The 20,617-nt window shown below is 34.6% G+C and carries 20 protein-coding genes; 10 read left to right on the top strand and 10 right to left on the bottom strand.

Annotated features, from left to right (window positions below; translation table 11 throughout):
- Positions 1 to 235: 235 nt before the first annotated feature.
- The 3 genes from trpD to BW932_RS13760 all read right to left on the bottom strand — a co-directional run bounded on the left by trpD (position 236) and on the right by BW932_RS13760 (position 3,279).
- Complete coding sequence (gene trpD / locus BW932_RS13770) at positions 236 to 1,222, bottom strand: anthranilate phosphoribosyltransferase (RefSeq protein ID WP_076388588.1); 987 nt, start codon at positions 1,220 to 1,222, stop codon at positions 236 to 238.
- Between the two features lies 1 nt (position 1,223).
- A complete protein-coding gene (locus BW932_RS13765) occupies positions 1,224 to 1,793 on the bottom strand; it encodes an anthranilate synthase component II (protein WP_076388586.1) in 570 nt (189 codons plus the stop codon).
- Positions 1,794 to 1,860: 67 nt separating this feature from the next.
- The gene (locus tag BW932_RS13760) at positions 1,861 to 3,279 is read right to left on the bottom strand and encodes an anthranilate synthase component I family protein (protein ID WP_076388584.1); all 1,419 of its coding nucleotides are present in this window, start codon (positions 3,277 to 3,279) and stop codon (positions 1,861 to 1,863) included.
- 448 nt (positions 3,280 to 3,727) lie between these two features.
- Between BW932_RS13760 and BW932_RS13755 the strand changes: the two genes are divergently transcribed.
- The gene (locus tag BW932_RS13755) at positions 3,728 to 3,913 is read left to right on the top strand and encodes a hypothetical protein (protein ID WP_076388582.1); all 186 of its coding nucleotides are present in this window, start codon (positions 3,728 to 3,730) and stop codon (positions 3,911 to 3,913) included.
- Between the two features lie 48 nt (positions 3,914 to 3,961).
- Here the strand turns inward: BW932_RS13755 and BW932_RS13750 are convergent, their stop codons facing one another.
- The 6 genes from BW932_RS13750 to BW932_RS13725 all read right to left on the bottom strand — a co-directional run bounded on the left by BW932_RS13750 (position 3,962) and on the right by BW932_RS13725 (position 11,304).
- Positions 3,962 to 5,086, bottom strand: coding sequence for an efflux RND transporter periplasmic adaptor subunit (locus BW932_RS13750; protein ID WP_076388580.1), 1,125 nt, complete (start codon positions 5,084 to 5,086; stop codon positions 3,962 to 3,964).
- Positions 5,087 to 5,096: 10 nt separating this feature from the next.
- Positions 5,097 to 5,672 (bottom strand): cytochrome b/b6 domain-containing protein, encoded by a 576-nt coding sequence (locus BW932_RS13745; protein WP_076388578.1) that lies wholly within the window; start codon positions 5,670 to 5,672, stop codon positions 5,097 to 5,099.
- Between the two features lie 17 nt (positions 5,673 to 5,689).
- Complete coding sequence (locus BW932_RS13740) at positions 5,690 to 6,913, bottom strand: TolC family protein (protein ID WP_076388576.1); 1,224 nt, start codon at positions 6,911 to 6,913, stop codon at positions 5,690 to 5,692.
- A gap of 144 nt (positions 6,914 to 7,057) precedes the next feature.
- The gene (locus tag BW932_RS13735; RefSeq protein ID WP_076388574.1) at positions 7,058 to 10,228 is read right to left on the bottom strand and encodes an efflux RND transporter permease subunit; all 3,171 of its coding nucleotides are present in this window, start codon (positions 10,226 to 10,228) and stop codon (positions 7,058 to 7,060) included.
- Between the two features lie 81 nt (positions 10,229 to 10,309).
- Positions 10,310 to 10,831: a hypothetical protein gene (locus BW932_RS13730; RefSeq protein WP_076388572.1), complete on the bottom strand. Its 522-nt coding sequence runs from the start codon at positions 10,829 to 10,831 to the stop codon at positions 10,310 to 10,312.
- 92 nt (positions 10,832 to 10,923) lie between these two features.
- Positions 10,924 to 11,304 (bottom strand): hypothetical protein, encoded by a 381-nt coding sequence (locus BW932_RS13725; RefSeq protein ID WP_076388570.1) that lies wholly within the window; start codon positions 11,302 to 11,304, stop codon positions 10,924 to 10,926.
- Between the two features lie 250 nt (positions 11,305 to 11,554).
- On the opposite strand from BW932_RS13725, the gene BW932_RS13720 reads away from it, so the two are divergent.
- The 9 genes from BW932_RS13720 to BW932_RS13680 all read left to right on the top strand — a co-directional run bounded on the left by BW932_RS13720 (position 11,555) and on the right by BW932_RS13680 (position 19,419).
- Positions 11,555 to 11,962, top strand: coding sequence for a hypothetical protein (locus tag BW932_RS13720; protein ID WP_143745574.1), 408 nt, complete (start codon positions 11,555 to 11,557; stop codon positions 11,960 to 11,962).
- Positions 11,963 to 11,971: 9 nt separating this feature from the next.
- A complete protein-coding gene (locus tag BW932_RS13715) occupies positions 11,972 to 12,805 on the top strand; it encodes a hypothetical protein (RefSeq protein WP_076388566.1) in 834 nt (277 codons plus the stop codon).
- An 11-nt stretch (positions 12,806 to 12,816) separates the two neighbouring features.
- Complete coding sequence (locus BW932_RS13710) at positions 12,817 to 13,791, top strand: hypothetical protein (protein WP_076388564.1); 975 nt, start codon at positions 12,817 to 12,819, stop codon at positions 13,789 to 13,791.
- Between the two features lie 5 nt (positions 13,792 to 13,796).
- On the top strand, positions 13,797 to 14,714 hold the full coding sequence (locus tag BW932_RS13705; protein ID WP_076388562.1) for a hypothetical protein: 918 nt from the start codon (positions 13,797 to 13,799) through the stop codon (positions 14,712 to 14,714).
- A gap of 46 nt (positions 14,715 to 14,760) precedes the next feature.
- Complete coding sequence (locus tag BW932_RS13700) at positions 14,761 to 16,005, top strand: OmpA family protein (protein ID WP_159436436.1); 1,245 nt, start codon at positions 14,761 to 14,763, stop codon at positions 16,003 to 16,005.
- 177 nt (positions 16,006 to 16,182) lie between these two features.
- Positions 16,183 to 16,926 carry a hypothetical protein gene (locus BW932_RS13695; RefSeq protein WP_143745573.1) on the top strand — a complete coding sequence of 248 codons (744 nt, stop codon included), beginning with the start codon at positions 16,183 to 16,185 and terminating at the stop codon, positions 16,924 to 16,926.
- Positions 16,927 to 16,939: 13 nt separating this feature from the next.
- Entirely contained in the window at positions 16,940 to 18,343 is a 1,404-nt protein-coding gene (locus BW932_RS13690) for a hypothetical protein (protein WP_076388556.1), read from the top strand.
- Positions 18,344 to 18,835 (top strand): hypothetical protein, encoded by a 492-nt coding sequence (locus BW932_RS13685; RefSeq protein ID WP_076388554.1) that lies wholly within the window; start codon positions 18,344 to 18,346, stop codon positions 18,833 to 18,835.
- 17 nt (positions 18,836 to 18,852) lie between these two features.
- Positions 18,853 to 19,419, top strand: a complete 567-nt coding sequence (locus tag BW932_RS13680; RefSeq protein WP_076388552.1) for a hypothetical protein — start codon at positions 18,853 to 18,855, stop codon at positions 19,417 to 19,419.
- Between the two features lie 9 nt (positions 19,420 to 19,428).
- On the opposite strand, the gene BW932_RS13675 is transcribed toward BW932_RS13680, so the two are convergent.
- Positions 19,429 to 20,226, bottom strand: coding sequence for a response regulator transcription factor (locus BW932_RS13675; RefSeq protein ID WP_076388550.1), 798 nt, complete (start codon positions 20,224 to 20,226; stop codon positions 19,429 to 19,431).
- Between the last annotated feature and the right edge of the window lie 391 nt (positions 20,227 to 20,617).

Below are 20,617 nucleotides of genomic sequence, written 5' to 3'. Positions count from 1 at the left end.
TTTTAATGAAAGGAAGAGCATTTAATTCTGAATCAAGCCTTGAGTTTTACTCTGAGCGGAACATAGTTTAATTAAATGCTTTTCTCTTTCTAAATTTAATAATTTTATCGATTACAAATCTAAAGGAGCGGAAATCCTTTTTTGTGGAGCAAGGCGGAACAAAAAAGATTGGGAGCGGAAGACGGTCCCGATAATCCCGAAAGCTTTCGGGATCGGGATTGTCGCCCAAAAAATTCTAATCCACTAATCTTTTAAAACCATTCAGTGCTTTTCCTTCCAATAAACTTTCTTTCGCCATCTTTAAGCAATTGGCGTAATCGCCGTATTTTCCGGTGTTTTTCAGAGCCATTGCAGCATTCGCCAAAACCACGGCATTTTGTTCGTAGGTTCCATTTCCTTCTAAAATGTTTTTGAAAATCTGCGCGGCTTCATCAATACTGTTACCACCAAAAATGGTTTCTGGATCGATGTTTTTAAATTGTAAATCTTCTGCTGAAAAGATCTTTTCACCGTTTTTATCGATGATTTTGGTATCGCTGGTCAAACTTATTTCATCGTAACCATCCAACGCATTGACCAACAGAAAATCGGCATTTTTCTTTTGCAGTAAATACTGATAAATCCGTGCAATTTCCAGGTTTGCCACGCCAATCATGGTGTATTTTGGTTTCGCTGGATTAATCAATGGTCCCAAAATATTAAAAAAAGTTTTCAATCCTAAATTCCTCCGCATTGGAGCAATAGATTTTAAGGAAGTGTGAAAAATCGGTGCGTGTAAATAGCAGAAATTCCCCTTTTCTAGATCATTTTTTAATGCTGCTTCATTGTCTTTGAAACGATAACCGAGTGTTTCTAAAACATTGGATGCACCGCTGATTGTGGAGGCTGCATAATTGCCGTGTTTCGCCACTTTTTGTCCGGTTCCGGCAACTACCAAACTCGCCAAAGTTGAAATATTAAAGGTGTTTTTTCCGTCGCCGCCGGTTCCGACAATGTCTACCAAATCAAGTGTTCCCAAATCAATTTGTGGGGATAATTGTTGCAAAGCTTCCGTGAAACCTTCTAATTCGGCCAAAGAAATACTTCTCATCAAGAAAACCGTGACGAATGAAGTGACTTCAATTTCATTGAAAATATCCTTTGAAATTTCGAGCAAGATTGATTTCGCTTGCGCTTTGCTTAAGGTTTGATGGTCGAATAAATATTGTAAGATTTCCTTCATATTAGTTTTTTAAAAAATTTTCAATTATTTTTCTTCCGTCGGGAGTCAAAATACTTTCTGGATGATACTGAACTGCGTGAACATCGTACGTTTTATGTTGAAGCGACATGATCATTCCGTTTTCGTCAACGGAGGTGATTTCTAGTTCTTCAGGAAAATCTTCAGGATTTACAGCCCAACTGTGGTATCGCCCAACTTCTAAATTTTGGGGTAAATCTCTTAAAAGCATTGCTTCTTTTTTAATGGTTTGCGCAGTGGTTGCGACTCCATGATAGATTTCTGTTAAATTAATCAAACTTCCACCAAATGCTTCCGCAATGGCTTGTTGACCGAGACAAACGCCTAAAATAGATTTTGTGGGTGCGTATTTTTTTATCAGTTCTAGCAAAATTCCGGCTTCACTTGGAATTCCGGGACCTGGAGAAAGTACAATTTTATCATACTTTTCGATTTCCGCTAATTCAATTTGATCGTTTCGGAAGACCTCTACTTTTTCACCCATAATCTGCTCAATCATCTGAACCAAATTGTACGTAAAACTGTCGTAATTATCGAAGACTAGTATTTTCATAATTTAAATGTATCAATTTAATAATGTAACAGTTTACCAATTGTTACATTGTTCAATTTTAAGGTTGTTATAATGATGCCGCTTTTTTAACCGCCATTTTCAAGGCATTGAGTTTATTGTTGACTTCTTGCAATTCATTTTCTGCGGAGGATTTGGCGACAATTCCGGCTCCAGCTTGATAATACAAAGTGTTGTTTTTACTTAAAAAAGTGCGGATCATAATCGCCTGATTGCAACTTCCATCAAAACCAACAAAACCGATACAACCGCCGTAAAATGAACGAGACGTTTTCTCATAAGAGTCGATCAATTCCATCGCTTTATATTTTGGTGCGCCACTCAAAGTTCCTTGTGGGAAAGTGGTTGCGATCATTTCATAAGGATTTTGATTTTCCTCAACTTCTGCCGTAACTTCACTTACCAAATGAATGACATGAGAAAAAAACTGAACTTCTTTCAATTTAGTCACCGTGGTGTTTTTTCCGCAAATGCTTAAATCGTTTCGTGCCAAATCCACCAACATCGTGTGTTCAGCATTTTCTTTGGCATCTTTTTTCAGATCTTCTGCAGCTTCCAGGTCTTTCTGAACTTCGCCGGTTCTCTTAAAAGTTCCTGCGATGGGATGAATAATGGCTTTTCCGTTTTTAATAATCAACTGACTTTCTGGACTGGAACCCATTAATTTATAGTCTCCGTAATCAAAATAAAATAAGTAAGGCGAAGGATTGATATGTCGTAAAGCACGGTAAACATTGAATTCATCACCATTGAATTTCTGTTCAAATCTGCGGCTTAAAACCAACTGAAAAACATCACCTCGGAAACAGTGTTTTTTGACAATTTCTACCAATTCGCGGTATTCTTCATCGCGTAAATTAGAGGTTTCTTCCTCAATTTTCTGGAACGGAAAAATAGGTGCATTTTTCTGATTGATCAAATTTTCAATTTCAATAGTATTCGATTTTAATCCATCTATTTTATTTTCGATGATGAACATTTCATCATTGTAGTGATTAATTGCGATCACGTATTGGTACAAACGATAGCGCAACAAGGGAATTTTATTCTCTTCTGAAAGATCTTTGAATTTAATATTTTCGAAAAACGGAATCGCGTCGTAACTGGTATAACCAAAAAATCCTTGAGCCGATTTTCCAATATCTTTCGAAGGTTGTTCGGCGATAAAACACTTTGTAAAATCACTTAATAAATCGCTCAATTTCTCTTTCTCTAAAGCGATTATTTGCGGATTACCAAGAGGAAATTTAATTTCTGCTTCCTGAAAATTTCGGATTTCAATTCCTCCCACTGCATTGATGGCGATGAAAGAAAAATTGTTATCGGTATTTTGATTTCCGGCACTTTCCAATAAAATCGTGTCCCGAAATTTGTCGCGCAATCTCAGGTAAATTCCAACCGGCGTGAAGAGATCGCTCATTACCGATTTTACGGTGGTTTTCATGTTGACTTTCTGGTCAAAATTCATTTGATTTTATTTTTATTAATTATAAACCTCATAGGATTGGTTCGGTAGTTTATTCATTTTTCCCTTTTACATTTTTGCAAAAAAAAAGACTTCAACGGAGCCCGTCAAAGTCTTTTATATGTTTTACAAACAGAATACAAGATTTGCTTCAGACCCTAAAGGAGTTTGAATGCCACCACCAAGTATTGTTTGTTCCTGAATTCATCTGTATAAAAATGCTTTTTTCAATTTTAATTGGAACGCGAGTAAATCCTTCTGTTATTTTTAAGAAATATTTCTAAAGCGTTTCAATGCGGCAAATATATAAATGTTTTCCAAATTAAAAATTATAATCGCAAATTTTTATTCAAAAAAATCATAGCCATTGATAAAATCGATTCTATTTTTAAGTGAAATTCTTGATCCTCTCGCGTCGAAAATGATATCTTTGCCGCCAAATAAATTTACAATGAAAAAATTATTAGCAATTGCATTTATCGGTGGTTTAATGGTAGCAAGTTGTGCCAAAAAGGAACAAGCAACAGAAACCAACACCATGCTTGAAGAACCAACAGTCACTGCAACTGATACCGCTAAAGCACCTTCTGCTCCTGCAGCAGTTCCTGCGACGCCAGATTCTACAATGACGAAATAATCAGTAAAAAAAAGCAGTCTAAATAAAGACTGCTTTTTTTTTCCATTTTTACTCTTCTACATTTTTCAGCGCCATCAACAATTGATAAGCGCCTTTGATTACAAATTTCTTCTTGGTATTTTCTTCTTTTACATTCAAAAGTTGTGTAAAACCATTCTCAGAATTTCCGATTTCGACGGGGAACATTTTGTAGGTTTTAGGTTGAATTTCTTCAAATACATATTGCTTTTCTTCCCAAGTTATGATCGCGTAATCAGGAATCACGATGCCTTCTTCAGAATCTGCTTCCATTTCGGCATTCATAAAAGTTCCGGGGAGCAAAGCCAAACTGTCGTCTACAAAATGGCAATGAACCAAAACGCTCCGATCCGCAGAAAAATCTTTTCCGATAATGAAAACTCGGGCTTCATATTTTTTTGTAGGATTTTGATTGGTGAATGCAAAAACTTTCTGACCTGTTTTAATTTTATTTAAATCCTTTTCAAATACCTTCAAAGCCAAGTGTAAATCGCCTGTATTTACGATCTCAAACATTTTGTCGACCGGTGAAACGTATTGTCCGATATTCACATTGACGGTAGAAATATATCCTGAAATCGGGGACTTTACTGCAAAAGTTCGGCGAATCGTATTCGCGTTCAAAGATCCAGGGTTAACTCCTACCGCAGTTAATTTTTGCGCCATTCCTTTCATCATAATGTTTTGATTTTGGCTTTCATTAAAGGCTTTTTGAGTCACTTTATCTGAACTGGCTTTGTTCGCATTCAAATCTTTTTGGCGGGAATAATCCTGTTTCGCATACTGTAAATTCGATTTTGCCAAGAGATAATCTTGCTGCAATTGCACCAATTCTGGATTTTCCAAAATTGCTAAAGTCTGTCCTTTGCTTACAAAATTTCCAGGCATAAAATTGGAGACTTTCACATAACCTCCACTTGGTGCAGAAACACGTGCCATTCCTTGCGGTGGAACGTCGACTTGACCAGTAAGTAAAATTTTGTGGGCAATGTCGAGATTGCTTAAGGTACTGGTTTCAATGCCCGAATTTTTGATTTGCAAATCGGTTAAAGTCACCTGATTTCCTGACACAGCAGGAATTTCTTCCGTCTTTATTTCCTCTTTTGAACAGGAAATTATGGTTAAATTTAATATTATTAAAAGTAGTTTTCTCATGGTAAAAATTTTATAATTCAGAATCACCGCCAATCATCTTAGAGGTAATTCCTTTTCGATTTGTATTTTCGGAAATTGCGATTCCGGCAAAGTGTAAAAGGATAAAAATCGGAGTCCAGTACACCGCAAATTTGTGAACGGTTTCTGCCAAATCTGCCAAAGATTCTGTGCCGATTTCAAATTTTAGAATTGCTCCCGTTATGATTTCAATGGCGATTAAAAAGTAAAATGCAATATAAATGGCACCTTGAAATTGATCTTTGCTATAAACACCTTTTACAAATGGATTCGGAAATTTAATTCCTTTTACAATCATATAAATTACTCTTGCGATAAATGCAAAAGTGATGACATAAGCTGCATAAACATGCCACTCAAACATCGGTTCCTGCACAGAATGTACGATGGTTCGGAGGCTTTGTTTATCGAGATTTAAGTTCTTTATTTCCACATTTTTATTGACTGCATCTGTAATTACAGTTTTGCTCATCCAGTATATTCTGAGAAATCCGGTGGTGAATAAAACCAGCATTACTCCTGCAAAAACCCAGTGAAGGATGCGGTGAAGGACGGTATATGTTTTCATTGTGATAAAAATTTAAATTATTGTTGAGTTAAGTTGTTCAGTTGAATGATTTTCTCATTCAGCATTTTTTGAGTGTCAATCAACTTATTTTGAATGTCTAAACTTTGGTTGATTAAAATGGACCATTCCAGATAATTAATCTCACCTTCGTCGTATAGACGATTTGCAGTTTTCATAATGGTTTCGGCGTTTTTTAAGCCTTTTGATTGATAATAATCGGTTTCACTTTTCAGTTTTTCGAACGCTCCGAATAGCATTTCATATTGATTTTTTAAATTTTTCGAACCGATTTCATAATTATTTTCAGCGATCAATTGATTGATTTTCTGTCCTTCAATTAATGATTTTTGTGCGCCATTAAAAAGCGGAATTCCAACGCCAATCATGCCGGAATGAAATCGTGCAGATCGCTCATAAAATTTGTCATCTGCTCCTGTTCCGTACATGCTTGAATTATTATAACCAATATTAAAAGTCGGCAAAAGTTTCGATTTTTCGGCTTTTAATTTGGCAAGTTCAATGCTTTTTTGCTGTTCCAATTGTTTTAAAACAGCAGGATTTCCAGCGTAATTTGAATCTCTATTGAACTCACTTATTTCATAAAAATTTACATTTTCATTGGAATACATTGTTTCATCATTGATCAGAAAATTAAACTGATAAAGAGAAACTTCTCGATCTTTTTTCAGATTTACCAATTGAATTTCTGCCTGACTTCTGTAATTTTCTGCCGTTGTTTTCTCCAGAATATTGCTTTCTCCTTTTTTTAATCGGAGTTCTGCACGTTTATAATAATTGGTATAAATGGAATCGGCTCTCAAAAGCAATTTTTCCTTTTCATTCTGATAGTTGAGCTCGTTGTAAATCAAAGCGATTTCTCTCTTCAATTGCCATTTTTGAACCTCTAAGCTAAGCATGGAATTTTTCCATTCCTCCATCAAAACTTGTTTCTGACTGTTATAAAAACCGGGTAATCTTAAGGTTTGATTGACCGAAAATTTAGTATCTGAATATGCGGAAACAAATTGCCCAATTTCCCCAGAAACATTCAACGGATCAATTACTGCATGAGATTTCTTAATCTTGTCTTGGTAATCAATTCGAAGTTGTCCGCTTTTTAGATTGAGGTTATTTTTAAAGGCTTTTTCGTAGGCAGATTCCAGAGAAATCGGCGTTTGTGCTTTCAGTTGAATGGCGATCAACACTGAAATTGTTAGTACTATTTTTATAAGTTGTTTCATTTTTTATATTTAAGGTTTCTTCAACCACAAAGTCACAAAAGAATATTTCCTAAACTAATTGCTAAAAGTTCAGAAAGAAAAATCTGCTTATATTAATGGCTTCATGATCTTTGTGACTTTGTGGTTTATATTTTAATATTCATTTTACTCATCATAACCATCTTCTTCGGCGCTTACTTCCTGAAATTTTTTACGTCGATCCGGGAAATGTTCCTCGAACCAAATGTAAATGAGGGGCAATAAATAAAGCGTGAGGAAAGTTGCCAACAGCAAACCGCCGATCACGACTGTTGCTAATGGTCTTTGAACTTCTGCACCTTCACCAGTGCTTATTGCCATTGGTAAAAAGCCGAGTGAGGCGACAAAAGCAGTCATTAAAACGGGGCGTAATCTGGTTTTTCCACCAATTTTTACGACTTCTTTTAAATCGGAATGTACCAATTTCTGCCGGTTAAATTCTGCAATTAAAACAATCCCATTCAATACGGCAACTCCGAAAAGAGCGATGAAACCTACTCCTGCGGAAATACTGAAATTCATATCGCGAATCCAAAGGGAAAGAATTCCGCCAATCATAGAAAGTGGAATTGCGGAGAAAATAAGCAACCCATATTTCACAGAATTAAAAGCGAAATACAACATCAACAAAATGAGCAGTAAACTGATGGGAACCGCTATCATTAAACGAGATTTTGCTTGTTGAAGATTCTCGAAAGTTCCGCCATAAGAGATAGAATATCCGGAAGGAAGTTTAAAATCATTTTCAACCACTTTCTGCAAATCTTCCACGGTTGATTGGATATCTCGATTTCTAACGTTGAATCCAACAATAATTCTGCGTTGTGCATTTTCACGCTGGATTTGATTGACGCTTTCTTTCAACTCAACTCTTGCGACGGTACTTAGCGGAATTTCTATTCCAGAAGGAGTGGAAATGAGGAGATTATTAACATCTTCTACATTTTTTCTTTGTTCACCATCTAAACGAACCACCAAATCGAATTTTTTCTCGCCTTCGAAAACCGAACCCGTAGATTGTCCTGCAAACGCTGTGTTAACGATGTTATTTACATCTTCTACATTCAAACCAAATTGTGAAAGTGCTTCTCTTTTGTAAGAAATTACGATTTGCGGCATTCCAGAAATGGGTTCTACATAAATGTTTTGAGCACCATTAATTTTCTTAGAAATTGCGCCTAATTTTTCAGCGTACACTTTTAAAGTATCGAGATTTTCCCCATAAATTTTGCAAACGACATCTTGTCTTGCACCCGTCATTAATTCGTTAAAACGCATTGCGACAGGATATTGAAAAGAATAAGTAACGCCCACTAAATTTTTCTTTAGTTCTGCAGACATTTTTTCTGCGAGTTCATTGTAGGTTTTTGCGGAAGTCCATTCTGCTCGAGGTTTCAGGATAATCATCATGTCACTTGCATCAATCGGCATTGGATCGGTTGGGATTTCACTGCTTCCGGTTTTGCCGACAATTTTTTCGATTTCGGGAAATTTCTTCATTAAAATTTTTGATGATTTCTGAACTGCATCGGTGGAAGTTTTGAGATTACTTCCGGGCAAAACTCTCGTATCAACGGCGAAATCCCCTTCTGGAAGAGACGGAATAAATTCGCCTCCCAATCTTGACATTAAAAATAGTGAGATCAAAAATAAGCCAACAACACTAAAGAAAACCAAGTTTGGAATCTTTAAAACCAAGTTTAAAGTGCGATGATAAAAGGCTTCTAACTGATCCATCATCTTGTCGGAAAAGTTTTTCTTTAAATCTATTTTTTTAGATAAAAAGAGCGAACTCATCATTGGAATGTACGTAAGAGAAAGAATAAATGCTCCCAATAAAGCAAAAATTACCGTTTGAGCCATTGGTTTAAACATCTTTCCTTCAATGCCTTGCAAAGTTAAAATCGGCAAATAAACAATCAGAATGATAATCTGACCGAAAACTGCAGAATTCATCATGGTACTGGAGGAAGTATACACTTCGCGATCCATAAATTCCTGAGAGATTTTTTTATCTTGAAATTTGGTTAAATGTTTGAAGCGATGCAGAATGGCTTCAACAATAATCACGGCTCCATCGACAATCAAACCGAAATCAAGGGCTCCCAAACTCATTAAATTTCCGGAAACCCCGAAAATATTCATCATAATGATCGCAAAAAGCATTGCCAATGGAATTACGGAAGCAACCAAAAGTCCCGCGCGAAAATTCCCTAGAAATAAAACCAAGACAAAAATCACGATCAAAGCACCTTCCAACAAGTTTTTGCTTACAGTTCCGATGGCGTTATTCACCATTTTTGTTCTGTCTAGAAAAGCATCAATTTTCACTCCTTCTGGAAGCGTTTTCTGGATTTCTTCGATTCTACTTTTCACCAATTTGATCACTTCATTGGAGTTTGAACCTTTCATCATCATCACCACTCCACCCGCAACTTCGCTTTTACCGTTGAAAGTCATCGCACCATAACGAATGGCTTTTCCATACTGAACTTTCCCAATATTTTTAATAAGAATCGGCGTTCCATCTGCCAAATTCTTGACAACCGTATTTTCAATATCGGGTATTTTATTCATCAAACCTTCTGTTCGGATAAACAAAACACTTGGTCCTTTTTCAATGTAAGCTCCACCAGTATTTTGGTTATTTTTTTGAAGGGCATTGAAAACCTCGGTAATCGTAACACCCATTGATTTTAAAATGGCTGGATTTACCGCAACTTCATACTGTTTCAAATTTCCACCAAAACTGGCGACATCAGCAACTCCGGGTGTTCCGAGCAATTGTCTGCGAACAATCCAATCTTGAATGGTTCGTAATTCCATCGGATTATAACGATGTTCAAAACCTTTTTTCGGACGAACCACATATTGATAAATCTCGCCTAAACCAGTAGAAATCGGCGCCATTTGTGGAACTCCCAGATTTGTAGAAATGTCTTTTGAAACTTGTTGCAACCTTTCTGCAACCTGTTGACGAGCCACCAACAAATCGATATCATCACGAAAAACAATGGTAATAACAGACAAACCAAACCGCGAAAAACTCCGCATTTCTTTGATTCCTTGTATGTTATAATTCGTTTGTTCTAATGGGAAAGTTATAAACCGTTCCACATCTGGAGCTCCTAAACTTGGTGAAACGGTGATGATTTGAACCTGATTATCGGTTATATCGGGAACCGCATCGATGGGAAGTTTTTTGAGTTCGAACAATCCATAAATAATCAAACCGAGCGTCATCAAAATGATGATCAGTTTATTTTTTATAGAAAATTCTATAATTTTATTAAGCATATATTTTAAAGATTTTAGAATCGATATTTAAGAACCTAGCGTAAAAAATCTTGGTTCTTGAAGCTCGATTCTTGGTTCTAATTAATCCTCGTCTTCTTGTTCTTCGGTATTTTTACCTTTTTCATTTTCTGATGCACCTTGCTCTGCATTTTGAACAGTTGCTCCACTTCGGATTTCGGAATGACGAATTTCACCACCTGTTGTTCCAGCATTTTTGGCAAAAAACATGGCGATCAAAACAAAAACACCAATCACGAATGGTGAAAACTTGGAAAAAGAAAGATTTTTTAAACTCGCGTATAGAGCAATTAATGAGATCCCACCTAAAAAGTACGTTAAACCTGCAAACAATTCGGCGGCTTCTTCGTGGGTTTTAATGAGGTTTTCTGAAATTCCTGCGATAATTTCTACCGTTTCTTCGGCACCTTCACCAGTTGCCATTGCTGCAATAGAAGCAATAGCTCCGAGAATAAAAATTGCATAACTGTTTCTTTTGGAAACTTCGGATTTTGTGAAAATCCCGATTAATAGTACGATGATTCCTACAATAGGAAATATAATAGGCAAATGGTTGAACACCAAATGCAAGTGTGCATTGTTCATTTTTTTTGATTTTAAAAATTAAATTGAAACGATATAGGGAGATTTTTCCAGTAATTATCATACTGAAAAAAAAATCTTTTTATGTTTAAAATTTAACCTAAAATCGGAGGACGAAAAATTGAATCTAATAAACTAGACTTGAAATGATGTGATTTTGAATAAATGAGCGTTTTTTCCTTGAAGAAATCAGGAATTTGAAAATGATAAGTAAAAAGTACAGGAAGAGAAATAGTAACTGAATGAACTACTTCAACTTTTTTGAAAGGAAGTTTCATATCCTGATTAAAATCTGAATCCAGAACTTGATCATCTAAATAATGCATTTTAATGAAAGAAAAAATGCTCGTATTTTTATTGCTAATCTTATGTGAAATGTAATGTTCTATAAGATTTGGAAATTTCAAAACCTCCCTTGCTTCTGTAAAAGAAAAAAGATAAATAGCAAGGAGAAAAGAGGTGAGAAAATTTTTCATAATAATAATGATTTTACAAAAATAGGCAAAAATTCTCGTGATTTTATTTTACTTCATAATTTAGAACAGTTTTAATTAATTGATTTTCAGGAATAGTTAAAAATATTTATGCTTTTTATAAATATTGCTAAGCTTTAGGACTCTATACTTACAATTTTTTCCAAAACATGATTTTTGTCATAAAAAATGACAGATATCTGCTATTTTTTTCATGATTATTTTTAATGAGTTTTACTTTAAAAATAAGATGATGAAAAAATTTATAATTATAATGCTGCTATTCTTTGCGTTTGGGAATTATAGTAATGCACAATGTCTCTGCGGAACCACCGCTTCAGAAAGCAGATGGGACGGAATTGGTTTCAGAATTAATGATGATCCTATCAATAAATATTCTTGTGGTTATCAACTCACCGTGAAAACTACTGCTAAAATCACCTTCGTAAGTGGCGGTTATTTGTGCATCGACAAAGCAGGTTGCAAAGCTCAAATTTCTGCAAAACTGATGAATGGATCTACCGTGGTTCAAAATTTCACTCCATTTAATTTTACCGAGGTTCTTCAATTTCCTTCCAGTGGAAACTACAAATTGGTTTTGTCTGCAAAATGCGGAAAAAATACATGTAAAACTTGTACATACTATTTTAAAGTCCTTTAAAATTTAGTCATGAAAAAGATTGTACTCTTGATTTTTGTTCTATTCTTAGGACAATTTTCGCAAGCTCAAATTGTGCTAAATCCCAATGTAGCAAAAAAAATAATTGATAAACCAAAAATAAATTATCTAAAAAAAATAGATCGTGGACTTTGGGTTACCTTATTGAATGCTACTTTGCGACAATCCTACCTCAAAATCAACAATTTTGACGCGGCAGGAACCGATGCTTCGGGGAATTTTCAGTTTTATAAACCAGATGACGTAAAAATGCGATTGGGAAGAAATGGAGTTGAAACCATTTTTAAATTAGAGCCGCTTCGTTTTGAGCCACTTACAGTTTATTTTAAAAACATTAATACAAACAGAGCACTTGTAGAAGCCAAAAACGGAAAAATACAAATTTCGGTAGGTTTTGAAAAAGAAGATGTGGAAATAAGTGTGAATTGTATACGAAATATCGTTTGCGGAGGAATTGGAAATCCACAATTTCAGGTAGATGATTTAAGTTTAAATATAGAAATAGAACCGTATGCTGAAAACGGAAAAATAAAATATAGAAATGCAGTGGGGAAAATTTCCGCCAATGCAGGACACGATGGTTTTAATTTTATTTTCACCCAATTAGAGCCACTTACAAGAGCCATGAACGGACCTTTGTTTGATTTATTTTCTGGAAAAATTACCGAATATCTTAATACTCCTGAAACCATCAATGATATTTCTAATAAATTGATGGATGGAATTACAACCAACCGTGCTCTTCTTGGGATTCCCAATGTAGAAGTCTATTTCACTCAATTTTATATTGATAATGAAGGTAATCTAATGTATAACGTTCGATAAATTAAAAAAAAATGAAAATTCTCAATTTACTTTTCGCTTTATTTTTCACAAGTTCTTTTTTTGCTCAAATAAATACTACTGTTGCTAAACAAATAGTTCCTCAAAAACACATTTCACTTACATTACCTACTACAAATCGTCCAGATTGGATTGCGTTTTACGAAAGAAATGGTTTCACAGGAAGTGTTGCGAAATATGCGCAAGAAGTTAATAATTTTGTAATGCCATTCGCAAATCCACAATATATTTCAATGAAGGTAGCGCCAGATTATCTTGCCTACATTACTTTTGATGATGAATTTAATAGCACGATTATTTTTTGGGGAGAAAATCCTAATTTTTATCAAAAACTAGGAACTAAAAAAATTCTTTCTATAAAAATTGTACAAGCAGGATATGCTAATATTGGGTTTGGAGGAATTTCTACCACTATTGAAAACAACGATTGCAAAAGATTTTTTGGAAGTATAAAAATGAGAATGGTCGAAAAAACAGCCGACAATCAATATATATATTGCCCAATAAAAATTGCCGACAGAACCCTGCAAAATCCAGAAAATCCTACAAATACTGTAGCAACCATTTTCAATGTTCCTACGCTCAATTCTCAAAACACGCTTCACAATTACGTTTTCAGCAACAATCCGGTGCCAGAAATTACCACCGCTGTACAAAAAACGGCTACTCAAAAAATTGGCGATGTGTTTTTGGTGAATTCTTATGCACTTACCGAAAACCGAATTTTTGTAGAATTTGAAATCGATTTGGCTTCTGCTCATAAATCCGGAGATTTTTCATCAGATTTTTCATCCAATGTAAAAATGGCAAGAAAAGAAATCATAAGACTTCCATATACAGAATTGGGTACATTTTTTAGCATCGGTCCTTTTCGTGCAATAGGAAGTCCTGATAATACAACTTTGGCTTCGGGCGGAATTTTCAAAGACTTCAGAGTACATTTCATCAAACAAAATCCTAATCCTTAATTGAAATGAAAATTAAACATTACTTTTTTTTACTTTTTTTAGGAATATTTTCCATTTCTAATGCGCAACACCTCATTAAACCCAATGGTGATGTCGCTGCAAAACCAGATTTACCTAAAGTAAGGAAATTAAGCCCTGAAACTGTAGCTAATGCAAAAAACCTAAGGATTTCTGGAAAAACGTCCAAAGAAATTGCTGCAATGCTGAAAAAAGAAAACGCTACCGCACCGGAAGTGTATCACTCGATGAAACCAAGTGTCTCTGATAGCGAAAATGTAGGTGCATTGTGTACCGCAGGTTATACTATTTGGGAAATAACTGAAACCTTAAAAATGGATGGAAAAACCGCCTTGGAAACGACACATTTACTCAAAAATTCCGAAGGATGTACCTTTACAAGAAATTTAGTACTAAGAGCCGTAAAAGAAACATATAGAATTAGGCTTGATGATATGGTTAGTATCATCAGAGCAAAATATACCGAAATTCCCGGTGAAATTGTAGATGTACTTTTAACGCTTTCACCCAATGATTCGGAAACGATTGATGCTATTGGTTATGGTGGTTTAGCAACCAATTGCAGAGAAGTTTGTATTTTATTAAATGGAAAATTAAGATATTTTAATAGAGGACAACTTACCCAAATTTTACAAACGCTAATGCGTTCTAGAATGGGTGGAAGTGTGGATAGAAATTTTAATTATGCAGATGGATTAATGGTTTTCGAACCCGCACCAATCGAAATTTTAGTAGCTTTCAAAAATGTATATTTTAGTTCTACAGATGCAAGAACGGCTTTAGAATTAGCCAAAATAGGCAAACATCTAAACATTTCCAGAAATGATGTTTCTACCTTTTTACGAGGTAGGTCGTATACCGCAACTCAGGTTTTAGATGCATTACAAACAACTTACGGATCCTAAAAATTTAATTGAAATAATAAAAACCATTTTAAAAAATAAAATAAACATGAAAACCATATTTACCACCGTTTTAGTTCTATTTTTCTCGTTTTCTAACGCGCAATTCTTAGAAAAATTGGCAAAAAAAGCCCAAAAATCTACTGAAAGAGCCATCGAAAATAAAGTAGAACAAAAAGCCACCAAAACCACCAATGAAGGTATGGATGCGATTTTGAACAACAAAAAAACAAACACCAAAAATAGTTCATCTTCCTCTTCATCAATCGGGACGAATAAAAACTCGGATTTTGTCCCAGGAAGCAAAGTGATTTTTGAAGAAAAATTTAGTCAAGATGCAGAAGGAGATTTCCCTGTCAATTGGTTCACCAACAGCAGCGGAGAAATACAAAATTTCAACGGTCAAAAATGGTTGCAAATTTCTGATAAAGGCAGTTTTACCCCAAATAATATCACCAAGTTACCCGAAAATTTCACCTTTGAATTCGATGTAACCACCACCGAAAATTTTAATTATTATTCTACATCTTTGAGCGTTGTTTTTACCGAAAAAACTACCAAAGCAGATAATATTTGGAACACTACCTTTAAACGAAAAGAAGCCATGATATTTGGTGTAGATCCAGCAAATTCCCTAGCAGGAACAACAGGAAATAGCAACATTTCTGTAATTTCCGAAAAAAAGGAAATCATGAAAAATGTAGTAGTTGTACCTGAATTTAATAAATCCAACAACACCGTTCGTGTACAAGTTTGGCGACAAAAAAACCGCTTCCGTATGTATATAAATGGCAAAAAATATTGGGATTTGCCAACCGCATTTGGCGAAGCAAATTACAACCAGATTATTTTCTTTATCGGGACTTACAAAAACACAAAAGACAAATATTTTATCACCAATCTGCGATTGGCAGAAGCCGGTGAAGACCAACGCCACAAACTTTTGGAAACAGGAAGTTTCACCACCAACGAAATTTTGTTTGATGTAAATAAAGCAACCATAAAACCCGCAAGTTTCAAAATTTTAGATGAATTAGGAAAAGTGCTCGCCGAAAATCCTTCTGTAAAAGTGAGTATTACAGGACACACCGATAGCGATGGAAACGATGCAGCCAACCAAAAACTCTCCGAAGACCGAGCAAAAGCAGTTGCCCAATATTTTCAAACCAAATACAAAATATCCAGTTCCCGATTAGAAACTTTCGGAAAAGGCGAAACCGAACCGTTGAATGCGAACACTTCTGAAAACGACAAAAAACTCAATAGAAGAGTGGAATTTGTGGTGATTAAATAATTCACGATTCATTTGAAGCTATTTCCCGCTATCCGCTGTATCTTTTTCTTCCTTCGCTTTTCCCCTCGCAAGAAAAAGGATGCCGCTTCTATCGGTGCTAAAAAATCGGGTGTCCAAACAATATATTAGAAAATTTTAGAAAGGAAGACATTTAATCATTTACTAAAAAAACCAGCAATGAAAAAAACAATTACACTAGTTGCATTTTTATGTTTTCAGATGATGTTCTGGGCGCAACTTGTGCCAACAAAAGTAAAAGCATTAGAAACTAAAAAAATTATAAAAACAGAAGTTGGAAAAAAAGATAAAGACGATGCTGCAAAAGACCAATTGGTTTCCTACGAATTTTCCTTAAATTCTATCGCAATAGCAGAAGCTTCCCGAAATACCATTGATAATAACGATTGCCGACAAACTTGGGGAGAAGTAAATGTGACTTTTCGAGAATTAGATGCAAATGGAGAAATAAACGTTAATGTCCCGCCAATCAAAACAGATCTAAATCAGAAAAACTTGTTTGATATTTTTGCTGGGGACAATGCCTTTCATCGTTCCAATAGTTACTATGGTGATAATAGAGAAGTTGATTCTAACAATTATATTAAGAGAATTTCGGTTCGAGTTTCTGAAAAATTAGTTAAAGAAAGACGTATTGTCGCCGTGGTGGAATGCGTTATGAAGAATGCCCATAAAGATAATGATTTTGCAAGTTTTGATCATTTAAGAATGACTGAAAAGAAGATCGTATATTTCTATTTGGAAGATATTCCTTCAAAAGAAGAAGTGATGCTCGTTAAAACAGATGGGTATTATTCTGTTTATACGGCAAGAGGAGGTACTGTTGTTTCTAGTGCTTATCAAGGTAATCCAGATGACTCACACAGAATTTGGTTATTTTTTACCGTGAAGAAAAAATCGTAAAAATCTAAAAAAAATGAAAACCCTATTTTCTTTTCTTATCACCTTGTTTTTTCTGCAAATTACCTTTGCACAAGGTCCTTATACAGAAGCGCAAAGACGAAAAGACCAAGCGAAATTGGACTCAATTTGTCGGCGTTCCCCAACAACGTGTTCTTTTTATGGTGATTTGATTGGCGCCAATTCGGTTTTCAAAAACCATGTCCCGAGAAGAATTGAAAGAAATAGAAAAATCTGTTTCGATAAAAAATTTCAATATTATTCCAACAGTTATGGGAAAGTAATGAGAGGTTGTTTCTACATCAATACCAAAGATGGGTATGTTGCGCAATTTATGTCTCGTGGAGAAGAAAGTTGCGACGGAATGGCAAATACACAACCCGGATTTGATATGATGATTATTTCTAAAATCGGAGAATCATTCACCTTCCGGGTAAGTAAAGAAGGAAAAAAAACGTTTTTCGCACAATTGCCTCCAGAAGCCATTCCTTACGGAATGCTTACCAATTTTGTACTCAACAATCCTAATGCACTTGCTTCACCTTATCGAGAACCATTTACGAGTCAAAATCTTCCAACACTTCCGTACAGAATTGAAGGAAGTACAGAAAGCAGCAAAAAATATTTGTTTAGTGCGTATCATGCGCAGAGAATTTCTATAAAAGATTACATCGGAGCTTTTGGTACAGGTTATTATAAAGATAGCATGGGAAATACGATGATTGCTTTGGCGGTAGAAAGCGACAAACATTTTGTGAAAATAGAAAAAATAGAAGACGTAAATGAATGTTTTGATGGCCGTGATTTTGGTGATGAAATGCAAGAAGCTATTGCCACCAATGAAGAAATAATAAGAGAAAAGGAAAAAGATCTAGAATATCAAGGTAATAATGATCCGAAAAAAAATTGCGAAGCAGCCGAAGCTTTGGTTCAACACAAACGCCAAATGTTGGATAAAGAAAAAAACTTAAATAATTTCTTAAAAGCTGGTGGTAGTGCACAAAGTAGAGAAGGTCTTCGTCTAGGAGCAATGGCAATGGATGTGATAGATAAAGTGGTGACGGATCGGTTAGAATTAGAGAAAAGAATTTGCAGCCAGGAATATTCGCTTTACATTTATAATAACAACAGTGGTTATGGCGAAAAATTAAAAACCATCGCGAATAATAAAATACAATGTTACAACATCGCCATCAACCAATTGAATGAACTGAAAACGCAGTTAGAACAAATAAATGCCAGAAACGGAACCAATTATGCGAAGGCAATCAGCGAAAAAAATCTTCACTATTTCAAAAAAATAAAAGACATCGATCTGAATTGTAATTTTGATAAAGATGGAAAGAAGAAAACCACAACTATGGATGCAGGTGCCCAAAAATTGAGAGACCAAATACAAGAAATAATGAAAAGAAGATAAATGAAATACTCCCTTATTTTTCTATTCTTCATCCCACAACTTTGTTTTTCGCAAGGCAAATATTCCTATGAATTTTCTTCACTTTTAGAAAAAAAATTCGTCACCGAAAAAGATTTGTCTCTTTTGAAAGGATTTCGTTATGAACAAGGTATTATTTTAGGTGAAATATCAGAAAGTGCGCCGTATTATTTGGCTTTTGAAGTCTTTAGAAAAGCAAATGTTCGCGTAGTGATTTTTGAAAAAATGGTGAATCCTGAAACCAAAACCAAATCGGTGATTGAGGTTTTGAAATTCTCAAATGTCCTCAAAAATCAGGAAGTACGAGTTTCCGGTTGTTCAAGAAAAAATCCTTATCCAGACGAAAAAATTGTTGCGGTAGTTACCAATAATACTCCCAAATTAAAAATTCTTCAGGCATTTGTTCTCAAAAATAGTCGGTTTGAAAAATTGGATATTAAAAAGATAAAATGCATCAACGAAATTGACTACTAATTGAAATAAAAAAGACGATGAAAACCAAAATCCAACTTCCTTTTTACGCATCGATTGTTATTTTGTTTTTTACAGTAGGTTGTATGATGTTTAAAGGTGGATTTTCATTCGGTTCGCAAGAGAATTATTTTCAAACGGCTTTATATAGTTCCGGATTACCCATAAAAATAGCAAATACAGGACCTTGGGAAATGGGTGAAACTTTTTTGGCAAAATCTGGCGGAAAAATAAAATCCATCAACATCAAAAATTCAGAATTGGGTATCAAAAGAATCACGATGTGGGACACCGAAACAAGGTTGCCAATTGCGACCTATTTTTTAAAAATAGAAAACACCAAAGATTATCACAAGATTTTTGTAGATTTTCCTTTAGTTCAAGGGAAAATTTATACCTTGTCTTTCAACACAGTTTCTTATTTTTACCACGAACTGAATTTTAAAAAATTACCTTTATCAGACGAACATTTCACGCTGATTTCTACCAATTACAAACAAGGACATTGGCAACAATTTCCAGAATTTTCAACAGATAACATCATTCACGGATTCATTGATATTGATTTTGAATGGGCAATGAATTAAATAAGATATTTACATCAATTGATTTTGGAGCACAAAATTCACCAATTCGCCGGAAGTTTTACAATTCGTTTTTATCCGAAGATTTCGTTTGTGGTTTTCTACAGTGTGGTAAGAAATAAAGAGTTTTACTGCAATTTCGGGTGTTTTGAGTCCATTGATGATGCACGCCAAAACTTCACGTTCTCTTCTAGAAATATTTGGAATATCTAAATTTTCAATTTTTTTCTTCTCCAAAATCGCCAAATAATACGGGTGTTTTGCATTAGAAATGTTCATAATGGTCATTCTCGGTTTATTAATGACTTCAAAAATCCCCAAATCGGTTACCATTACTACTCCACTTACACCGCGACCTTCCTCATTATAAATAATTTTAGGAAATTGTATCAACGTCCATCTCAGTTTTTTCTTTTTATCTTCCATTCTACAATAGATGCTGAATTTATAATTTTGTCTTTCTTTCGCATCAATTTTCTCTAAAAAATCCAACATCATTACGGTACAACCCAAGAAATACTGGTAATCTTCGGTGGCCATTATTCGTTCAAAAAAATTAGGATAATATTTTTTCCATTCGTCTTTTTTGAAGGGCGTTAATTCATGTATATTATCACTGCTGTCAATAATCGACATATCTGTATTATCGGGTATAAACCAATAATAAGGACCAATTGCAAAATTCGGTAATTCTTCTAAAGTAGTTTTCAGCAAGTGAAGATAAGTTTCCTTACTTTCACCTTTCGTTTTCAGTTTATTTGAAAACTCCGTAAAATCGATCGATTGAATTTCTAATTCTTGTTTTTTCATGGTTTTGGTTTTCAGAATTTAAAATTACAAAAGATTGTATCAGAAAACGCAAATTGCCACCAAAGAAGTTTGATGTAGAAAAATTGAAGCAGTCCATGTTTCAAATTATTGAAGGTTTTTTCCCTTTGATTTATTGATTTTCCTAAAAATAAAATGAAATGAAAAAAGTTTTAGACAATGCATGATTCGTGATATTAGCATTCAGTTGTTGCAAAATAATAAATTGCAATAATCTTTTCGTTTTCAAAAAAATTGAATTTGATGATTGTTTCATGTTCAAAAAATGAATCTTTTTCAAGATCAGATCAATATGATCTTGCCTTTGGTGAAGACCAATGTTTTTATTACCTATTAATTTTGTAACAATGCTATCAAAAAACACTTTGGAAGA

Origin of the sequence: Kaistella chaponensis (assembly GCF_900156725.1) — a bacterium.
Taxonomy (GTDB): Bacteria; Bacteroidota; Bacteroidia; order Flavobacteriales; family Weeksellaceae; genus Kaistella; species Kaistella chaponensis.
This window is presented reverse-complemented; position numbering and strand designations above follow the sequence as displayed.